The organism is Methylophaga sp. UBA1464, assembly GCF_002325665.1.
In the GTDB taxonomy this organism is placed as follows: Bacteria; Pseudomonadota; Gammaproteobacteria; order Nitrosococcales; family Methylophagaceae; genus Methylophaga.
Genome location: NZ_DCSO01000098.1, coordinates 3484 through 12264, shown reverse-complemented (window position 1 = coordinate 12264; position 8781 = coordinate 3484). Strand labels below are relative to the sequence as shown.

10 protein-coding genes are annotated in these 8781 nt (G+C 44.0%); 7 read left to right on the top strand and 3 right to left on the bottom strand.

Annotated elements, in window-relative coordinates; genetic code table 11:
• The 3 genes from B3O33_RS13485 to B3O33_RS13475 form a co-directional block, all read left to right on the top strand.
• On the top strand, positions 1 to 425 hold a 425-nt coding region (locus tag B3O33_RS13485; protein WP_292363820.1), incomplete at its 5' end, for an ABC transporter permease subunit.
• A 17-nt stretch (positions 426 to 442) separates the two neighbouring features.
• Positions 443 to 1534: a sulfate/molybdate ABC transporter ATP-binding protein gene (locus B3O33_RS13480; protein WP_292363819.1), complete on the top strand. Its 1092-nt coding sequence runs from the start codon at positions 443 to 445 to the stop codon at positions 1532 to 1534.
• Positions 1531 to 2451 carry a CysB family HTH-type transcriptional regulator gene (locus B3O33_RS13475; protein ID WP_292359810.1) on the top strand — a complete coding sequence of 307 codons (921 nt, stop codon included), beginning with the start codon at positions 1531 to 1533 and terminating at the stop codon, positions 2449 to 2451. Before B3O33_RS13480 ends, B3O33_RS13475 begins: the two co-directional genes overlap by 4 nt.
• 18 nt (positions 2452 to 2469) lie before the next feature.
• Here B3O33_RS13475 and B3O33_RS13470 read toward each other — a convergent pair whose 3' ends face one another.
• From B3O33_RS13470 to B3O33_RS13460, 3 genes are all read right to left on the bottom strand, one after another.
• Positions 2470 to 3000 carry a lipocalin family protein gene (locus B3O33_RS13470; RefSeq protein WP_292359808.1) on the bottom strand — a complete coding sequence of 177 codons (531 nt, stop codon included), beginning with the start codon at positions 2998 to 3000 and terminating at the stop codon, positions 2470 to 2472.
• Positions 3001 to 3092: 92 nt separating this feature from the next.
• Positions 3093 to 3902 carry an ion transporter gene (locus B3O33_RS13465; protein WP_292359806.1) on the bottom strand — a complete coding sequence of 270 codons (810 nt, stop codon included), beginning with the start codon at positions 3900 to 3902 and terminating at the stop codon, positions 3093 to 3095.
• Between the two features lie 93 nt (positions 3903 to 3995).
• Positions 3996 to 4487 carry an Arc family DNA-binding protein gene (locus B3O33_RS13460; protein ID WP_292359804.1) on the bottom strand — a complete coding sequence of 164 codons (492 nt, stop codon included), beginning with the start codon at positions 4485 to 4487 and terminating at the stop codon, positions 3996 to 3998.
• Positions 4488 to 4681: 194 nt separating this feature from the next.
• On the opposite strand from B3O33_RS13460, the gene B3O33_RS13455 reads away from it, so the two are divergent.
• From B3O33_RS13455 to zigA, 4 genes are all read left to right on the top strand, one after another.
• A complete protein-coding gene (locus B3O33_RS13455; RefSeq protein ID WP_292359802.1) occupies positions 4682 to 6742 on the top strand; it encodes a sensor domain-containing protein in 2061 nt (686 codons plus the stop codon).
• Between the two features lie 74 nt (positions 6743 to 6816).
• Positions 6817 to 7197, top strand: a complete 381-nt coding sequence (locus tag B3O33_RS13450; protein WP_292359800.1) for a MerC domain-containing protein — start codon at positions 6817 to 6819, stop codon at positions 7195 to 7197.
• The gene (locus B3O33_RS13445) at positions 7190 to 7600 is read left to right on the top strand and encodes a TraR/DksA family transcriptional regulator (RefSeq protein WP_292359799.1); all 411 of its coding nucleotides are present in this window, start codon (positions 7190 to 7192) and stop codon (positions 7598 to 7600) included. Before B3O33_RS13450 ends, B3O33_RS13445 begins: the two co-directional genes overlap by 8 nt.
• Positions 7581 to 8781 (top strand): zinc metallochaperone GTPase ZigA (gene zigA / locus B3O33_RS13440; protein ID WP_292363818.1); only part of this gene is annotated, 1201 nt, incomplete at its 3' end. The genes B3O33_RS13445 and zigA, both read left to right, overlap by 20 nt.

Genomic DNA, 8781 nt, shown 5'->3' with positions numbered 1-8781 from the left:
ATTTTGCTGTGCCGGGCATTGTGCTGGCCACCATTTTTGTAACCTTTCCGTTTATCGCGCGTGAGTTGATTCCGTTGATGCAGGCGCAAGGCAAAGAAGAAGAGGAAGCGGCTGTGGTATTGGGCGCGAGTGGCTGGAAGACGTTCTGGTATGTGACGTTACCGAATATCAAATGGGGTTTGTTATACGGCGTGATTCTGTGTAATGCCAGAGCGATGGGCGAATTTGGTGCGGTATCCGTGGTATCCGGACACATTAGAGGCCAGACCAATACGATGCCGTTACACGTTGAAATTCTTTATAACGAATATAACTTCGCGGCGGCCTTTGCAGTGGCTTCATTACTGGCATTACTGGCTTTAGTCACGTTGGTATTAAAGACCTGGGTGGAACACCGCGCTGAAACCAATGCTTCGGCACACTAATTAAAAGAGATACGAAGATGAGTATAGAAGTTAAAAATTTACACAAACAATTTGGCAGTTTTACAGCACTTGATGATATTTCGTTGAATTTTCCGTCAGGTGAACTGGTTGCGCTTTTGGGGCCATCAGGTTGCGGTAAAACGACATTACTGAGAATTATTGCCGGTCTTGAACAGGCAGATTCAGGTTCAGTTATTCTGGATGGTGAAAATGCTTCAGATACCCATGTCCGTGAGCGGCAAGTGGGTTTTGTGTTTCAGCATTACGCATTGTTCAAACACATGACCGTATTTGATAACGTCGCGTTTGGTTTGCGGATGAAACCGCGTAAATCCAGACCTAGTGAAAAAGTGATTGCCGAAAAAGTCCATCGTTTGCTGGAGTTGGTGCAACTGGATTGGCTGGCGGACCGTTTTCCTTCACAACTGTCTGGAGGTCAACGACAACGTATTGCTTTGGCTAGAGCATTGGCGGTAGAACCTCGAGTTCTATTATTGGATGAGCCATTTGGTGCCTTGGATGCCAAAGTACGTAAAGAGCTACGGCGTTGGTTACGTAAATTACATGATGAGTTACACATCACCTCAATTTTTGTGACCCACGATCAGGAAGAGGCGAATACCACATCCGACAGGATGGCGTTAATGGATCATGGAAAAGTTGAGCAGGTAGGCACGCCTGATGAAGTGTATAACCATCCGCAAACGCCGTTTGTTTATGGTTTTTTAGGATCGGTAAACCTGTTTCATGGCCGGGTAGACGATGGACATCTGCATGTCGGTGATGATGTGCTGCATGACCAAGGTGAAAATTACGGCCCCGGTTCAGAAGTTTACGCTTTCGCACGACCGCATGAATTGGATATAGTCGTCGATACACAACAAGTCAGTGGATTATCTGCCAAGGTGAATCGCGTTTTGTCGTTTGGTCTTAATTCACGGGTGGAGTTGGATGGTATCAATAGTGCTCACGGCCAGCATTTTGAGGTGGAATTAAGTCCTCAACGGGTGCATGAATTATCATTAATACAAGGTCAGATTGTTAAATTAGTGCCATCAAAATTAAAGCTGTTTCAACGAGATAGCGTACAGAAGGATTATCACGCTTGAACTTTCAACAATTAAGAATTATCCGCGAAACAGTCCGACGCAATTTCAACCTGACAGAGGTAGCTAATCATTTGTTTACCTCGCAGTCAGGTGTGTCCAAACACATTAAAGATTTGGAAGACGAGCTTGGCGTTGAGCTATACATCAGAAAAGGGAAACGATTGACCGGCCTGACCGAACCAGGCAAAGAAATGTTGAAGATTGTTGAACGCATGTTACTCGATGCGAATAATATCAAACGCCTGGCGGAGCATTACAGTCAGCAGGATACCGGCAAATTAACCATTGCGACAACCCATACGCAGGCGAGATATGTGTTGCCGGAAGTGATTACCCAGTTTAAGCAACGCTATCCTAAAGTACATTTAAAACTGCATCAGGGCAGCCCGGATGAGATCGTCAAAATGATGATTGAAGGGGAGGCTGATATTGGCATTGCCACAGAGGCGTTGGGGAATATTCCCGAATTAGTCAGTTTTGCTTATTACCATTGGCAACATGCGGTGATTGTGCCCAAAGAGCATCCTTTGATAAAACAACAGAAGCTGACTTTGGCGGATATTGCAGAGTATCCCATCGTCACCTATCACGAGGGGTTTACCGGACGCGCCACTATCGACAAGGCCTTTCTCAAACAACATATTGATGCTGATATTGCGATGTCTGCACTGGATGCGGATGTGATTAAATCTTATGTTGAATTGGGATTGGGTGTCGGCATTGTCGCGGCTATGGCCTACGATGCCGAACGTGATATCAAATTAACGTTGTTGGATTCCAGTCATTTATTTGAACAAAACATCACCAAGATTGCCGTCAGAAAAGGGCACTACATGCGCCAGTTTGCCTATGATTTTATTCAGCTTTGTGTACCGGATTTGCCGGAAGAAGCCATGGTCGCGGCGATTACGCAATAATGACACGGCAATGGCTTTTTAATCTGGCCATTGCTGGGGTACTTTCTGAATCTCTGAAATGTCATAACCCTGCTCAGCGAGCAACTGCAGCATCTGCAGGTAATCCTGTTCGGGAATCTGCGGTGTTCTGGCCATTATCCAGACGTAATCACGTTTTTCACGACCGACAATCGTCTGCGTGTAATCTTCATTCAGATAAACGATTCGATAATCGGCTTTGACTGGCCAGATAAACTGCATACCCCAGACAGCATTTGATTCGTCATCCAGAATGAAACCTTTGGGATGGTACTGTTTCTGTTCGCCATCGAAACTGTCTTTATTAAAGGTAAAGGTGGTGGCGATAGTGCCATCTTCATTTAGTTCATAAGTTTCAACAGCGTTGTGCGCACCTTTCTCAATAAAGGTTGGAATATTGGCGATGACATACCAATCGCCCATAAAGCGATTAATATCAACATAGTTTTCCGTGCGAATGGGTTGTGACATTGACTGACATCCTGCTAATAGCGTGATAAACAGCAACAGAGATAATTTACGACCAGACATCGGCATCACTCCTGATTGGAGTACATATGATCAATCGGCAGGTGTGAACTGGATGTGAAAGTTCTGGTTTGTTTAAGATGAGTCGGCTGCTATCAGGTTTTGGCTTTGATCAACAGTTTCAACTCTTCAATTTGCATAGATAAGTCTTCAATTGTCATATCGTTTTTATGTGCTTCTTCATGCTCTTCAGCACGTTCCTGTTCCATTACATTCACAACAATACCTATCAGCATATTTAGAAAAGCAAAGGTATTCAGGAAGATAAATATCAGATAGAAAATCCAGCTGAAAGGGTATACCTCCATGGTTTCATACATGACATCAGTCCAGTCTTCAAATGTCATAACCCTGAATAACGTCAGCATGGATACCGCGATATCGCCCCATAAAAAATCATTGACGTCTGCGAACAGCGTGGTACCGATGGCCGCAAAAATATAAACGATGATAAACATCATCAATGCAACATAACCCAGTTGGGGTAAGGCTTTGAGTAATGAGTTAAGCAAATGTCGTAATTCCGGAATCACTGATACCATCCGTAATACACGGAAAATACGAATCAATCGGGCAACGTAGGCCAGTTCACTGTCATTAACCGGTATCAGGCTGACAGCGACGATAAGCGTGTCAAACACATTCCAGCCGCTTTTGAAAAAATCCCTTTTGTTGGGTTCGGCCAGAAATCGTACGCTGATTTCCATGACAAAAAACAAGGTGATTGCGTAGTCCATCCAGTCGACTAACCGTAGGATCTGAAAAGGGATTTCATAGGTTTTTACACCTGTCACCATCGCAGAAAACAAAATGACACTGACAACGACAACTTCAAATAAACGGTTGTGTCGCAGGTTCTCCAGCTTGGTCTGAAAAGATATTGGAGAGGGTGCTGAGGTTTGCATATATAAAGCGGCCAAAAGTAAATCAAGGCCGCGATCATAATCGGAATTTATGGTGGGTCAAAGATGTTTAGCTAAACGCTGCAGAATTTGATGTTAATCGTTATCAGCAAGGTTATTGATAAGGGTAAGGATAACCTTTTTATTCGCTTCATTAAGACCACGGAATAAATCCAGCAATCGTTGTTCAGAATCCGTAATCGTAAATTCTTTAGCTGATGTTGAGCGGTAATCGTTGTGACTGATTTTTGCGGCGGCTGAATGTCGACGGTACTTATCATAACTGTGGGATAGTCGCATAACGATTTCCAGATTCAGACTAATCTCATGCTGCTGACTGAAATCGCGCAATAGTATCTTGAGATCATCAGGGATGCGTAAACCAAAGGCTTCGGTATTAGTGCTTGTAGGGCACTTTTTCAGAAATTCTCGCACAGCCGTTTTATCGAAGCGATGGGCCAGACTTTTCTGTAATAAAAACAAAGCCTCGCTGGTCGTGCTCCGGTTGTGTTGTGTCGCCTCATAACGTAGCCAAGACATAAGCTCAGCAGGCAGTCGGAGGCCAAAAGGTCCTTTTCTCGCGCTCATTAATTAAAGAGTGTAAACAGTTGTTATTGACATAGTTAGTTACCATCTGTAGTTTCATTACCACTGGTATCTATCACCGTGGTATAAAGTTAAATAAAGTTTAGTCCTTATTACTGTGAAATCCCCGTGAATAAAGGGTAAACAGCTGACGAAACTTATGACTGAAAATCCACGTTAAGGACAAGGCAGGTAGTGTGAGAAACACATTATTAGAAAATGCTTTCAGGTTTGCACATGAAGGCATTGTCATCACGGATGAACATCAGAAAATTGTTGATATCAATGAAGCGACTCAACACATTACCGGGTATTCACGATCAGAACTTATCGGCAGCAATCCCAAATTCCTTAGTGCTGAAAGCCAAAATAAAATTTTAAATCAGACCATCCTGCAATCATTGCATCGCAACGGTTTCTGGCAGGGTGAAGTGTCAAATAAACGGAAAGACGGTTCGCACTATATTGCCCGTTTGAGTGTGAAACGTATTCATGCTTTCAACAAACTGTTTTATCTGGTGCATCTCAGTGATGTGACTGCTGACCGAAAATATCGCGCTATCCTTTCTGATCTGATTCTCAACCGTAATTCGCATCAAATCCTCAACAAAAACCAGCTGGAAAATGATTTTGGTCAGATGAGCTCAATGGCTGATCAGAATAATGAAAAACTGGTAGTTGCCTTTATGGATCTGGATGAGTTCAAAACAATCAATGATATTCATGGCAAAGCGGTTGCAGATAATCTGCTGGACCAGGTACCAAATCGTGTGAAAACCGTATTAGCGGAAACAGACTGTATTGTGCGTTATGGCGGTGATGAGTTTGTTTTGATAATTGGTGGTATCAAAAATGATGCTATCGCATCACAAACAATCCAGAGGGTATTATCGACAATTGCCAGTCCGTTTATTGTGAACGAAGTGCCAATGATGATCACGGCATCCATCGGTTATACACTTTATCCAGATGACAAGGGCAGTCTGGATACCTTAATCCGTCATGCTGATCAGTGTATGTATAAGGCCAAGCTTGACGGAAAATCAACCTTGTTCGCCTATGATCCGGGTGAAGAAGAGCAGATTACCGAACGCAATCAGCAACTACGTGAAATTGCCACAGCAATCCAGGAAGATCAGTTTGTTTTATTTTTTCAACCTAAAGTTACCCTCAGTACAGGGCATATTTTCGGTTTTGAGGCTTTGATTCGCTGGCAACATCCTGAAAAAGGTTTACTGACGCCGGATAGATTTATTGACCAGGTTTATGATACGGAACTGGAAGTCAGCCTTGGTCAATGGGTTATCCAGAAAGCCATAAAACAACTTTCCCAATGGCAGCAAGCTGGTCATAAGTATCAGTTAAGTATTAATCTGACGGCTTATCACTTGTCTACCAGCGACTTCTTCGATTGGTTGCAGTTTCAGATTAAACAATACCCCGAACTGGATACCAGTCGTTTTCAGATTGAGATCCTGGAAAGTAATCGTCTTAGTGATCTGAGTCTTATCAACAATGTGGTCGAGTTCTGTAAATCGGAGTTTGGTATTACCACCGCGCTGGATGATTTTGGTACAGGTTATTCCTCTCTCACTCATATTCGGGTATTGCCGGTCGATGTGGTGAAAGTGGATCAAAGTTTTGTCCGGCGGATGCTGACAGAACCCGAAGACTGCAAAATTGTGGAAGGCGTCATAGCGCTTGCCCAATCATTTAATATTCAGGTGATTGCTGAGGGGGTTGAATCTATTGCTCACGGTGAAGTGCTATTGGCGATGGGCTGTAACCAGGCTCAAGGCTACGCGTTAGCCAGACCGATGCCGATTGAGCAGCTGATGACATTTTTAAGTGCTTATCAGCCTTTCAGCCAATGGTGTGCTCAATCAGGCCTGTTGAAGAATCATAAACAAGCCCGGTTGAGTTTATTTTATTTTTATTTAAAACACTGGATACATCAGCTTCAGGAACGACTGTTCGCTGAACCGGAGATCAAAACGGAGTGGCCGATAACACAATTAGCGGATTCTCATTGCGGGATCTGGCTGGAGAAAGCCCGTTATCATCATTATCTGGATAACACAACGCTAGACCAAATCAGTCATTATCATCAATACATTTTTCACTCGGGGAATGATTTGCTGGCCAGTTACCTGGCGGGTGATATTCATGCCAGCCGAGCAGGCTATAACGCTCTTGAAACCACTTTCAAGACAACCCTTGCAGAATTGCATTCACTAATCAGACGAATGTCTGAATAAGCCCGCCATAAACAAGTCTTGACATCAGGCCGGGAAGTTGAAATGATATGATATATCATAATTTGGAGCGTTTAATGAAAGATGATTTGGCGATAGCCTGTTCCGGAGCCTGCATGGTTCATTGCTTGTTAACGCCGATGATAATCGGCTTTGGTGCTGCAGGACTGGTGGGAGAATGGTTAAGCTCGGAATGGGTTCACCGACTGATGTTGGTGCCTGTTGTTTTACTGGCTTTATTGAGCTTGCCTGGCTCCTACAGAGTACATAAAAATCAATGGCCCTTATTGCTTGGTGTAATGGGGGTTTTAACCATGGTGTCGGCGTTATTAGGGCCGGAATCCCTGGAAGCCTGGATAACGATAAGCGGTGGTCTGTTGCTGATTACGGCGCATTTGTGGAATCGCAAGTTATCTTTAAGATTATTGCTACCTCAAAGAGAGCATGCAAATGGATGAAAAAGCTTTATTAGCGGCTAACGAAGCGGATTACATGAATGCTGAGCAACTGATCTTTTTTGACAATCGACTTCAGCAACTCAGAACCGAAACATTAGACGAAATTACAGCAATAAAGACCCAAATGCTGGGTAATAGTCAGGTCAGTGATGTACTGGACAGGGCACAACAGGAAGAAGAGTCACAAATTGCTTTACGGATCGCTGATCGGAAACGTCAGCTGATTCCTAAAATTGATGCAGCACGTCAGCGAATCCGCTCAGGGGAGTATGGTTATTGTTTGCAAACCGGTGAACCAATCGGCATTGAACGATTATTGATTCGTCCAACCGCAGAATATTGCACTGATGTGAAAACCATTAATGAACAAAAAGAAGGGCTTTATGAGCACAAAACCCGATAAACGTTTGCCGGTAACGGTGTTGTCCGGCTTTCTGGGCGCTGGAAAAACGACGGTACTGAATCATATTCTGAATAACCGTGATGGTCTGAAGGTGGCGGTTATAGTGAATGATATGAGTGAAATCAATATCGATGCTCAGCAAATTCAGCAGGATGTGCAACTTAACCGTGCTGAAGAAAAGCTGGTGGAAATGAGCAACGGTTGTATCTGCTGTACCTTACGGGAAGACCTGTTAATTGAAGTACGTCGACTGGCTGAAGAAAAACGTTTTGACTATCTGGTCATCGAATCAACGGGCATTTCTGAACCTTTACCCATTGCTGAAACCTTTACTTTTGCCGATGAAGATGGCGAAAGCCTGTCACAGATTGCCCGGCTGGATACCATGGTTACAGTGGTCGATGCGATAAATTTTCTGCGTGATTTTAATGAGGCCAGAAATCTGCAGGAAACGGTGGAAAGTCTGGGTGAAGAGGACATGCGTAGTGTGGCCGATTTGCTGGTAGAGCAGGTTGAGTTCTGCGATGTGATATTAATCAGCAAAACCGATTTATGCACCACAGAACAATTAACGGAATTAACAGGTATTTTAAAAAGCCTTAATACCGAAGCAGAGTTGATTGCTATCGAAAATGGTCAGGTCCCACTGGATAAAGTATTGGGAACACATAAATTTAGCTTTGAAAAAGCCGAGCAAGCGGCGGGTTGGCTTAAAGAAATGCGCGGTGAACATATTCCTGAGACTGAAGAATATGGCATTAGCAGTTTCACCTATGTTGCCAGGCGACCGTTTCATCCACAGAAATTCTTTGAGTTTCTGCATCAGGACTGGCCTTGTGGCAAGTTAATTCGTTCCAAAGGTTATTTCTGGTTGGCCAGCCGTCCACAGTTTGCTGGCCAATGGAATCAGGCTGGTGGCATTGCCCGTTATGGATTTGCCGGCATGTTCTGGAAAGCCATCCCGGAGAATCGCTGGCCGCAGGATGCCGAAAGTCTGCAAACCATCAAAGAGAATTGGCAGGAACCGTTTGGTGATATGCGTCAGGAACTGGTGTTTATCGGCCAGAACTTAAATCCCCAAGCCGTGACAGCCCAGCTGGATGATTGTCTGTTAAGCGATATCGAGTTACTGGCAGGTAAACCATTATGGGAGTCGTTACCTGATCCATTTCCAGCATGGG

Excerpts from the sequence above, each read along its gene's own strand:
- B3O33_RS13465 (WP_292359806.1), bottom strand. The coding sequence starts at position 3,902 with ATGCAAACCTCAGCACCCTCTCCAATATCTTTTCAGACCAAGCTGGAG.
- B3O33_RS13480 (WP_292363819.1), top strand. The coding sequence starts at position 443 with ATGAGTATAGAAGTTAAAAATTTACACAAACAATTTGGCAGTTTTACA.
- B3O33_RS13445 (WP_292359799.1), top strand. The coding sequence starts at position 7,190 with ATGGATGAAAAAGCTTTATTAGCGGCTAACGAAGCGGATTACATGAAT.
- B3O33_RS13460 (WP_292359804.1), bottom strand. The coding sequence starts at position 4,487 with ATGAGCGCGAGAAAAGGACCTTTTGGCCTCCGACTGCCTGCTGAGCTT.
- B3O33_RS13450 (WP_292359800.1), top strand. The coding sequence starts at position 6,817 with ATGAAAGATGATTTGGCGATAGCCTGTTCCGGAGCCTGCATGGTTCAT.
- B3O33_RS13470 (WP_292359808.1), bottom strand. The coding sequence starts at position 3,000 with ATGTCTGGTCGTAAATTATCTCTGTTGCTGTTTATCACGCTATTAGCA.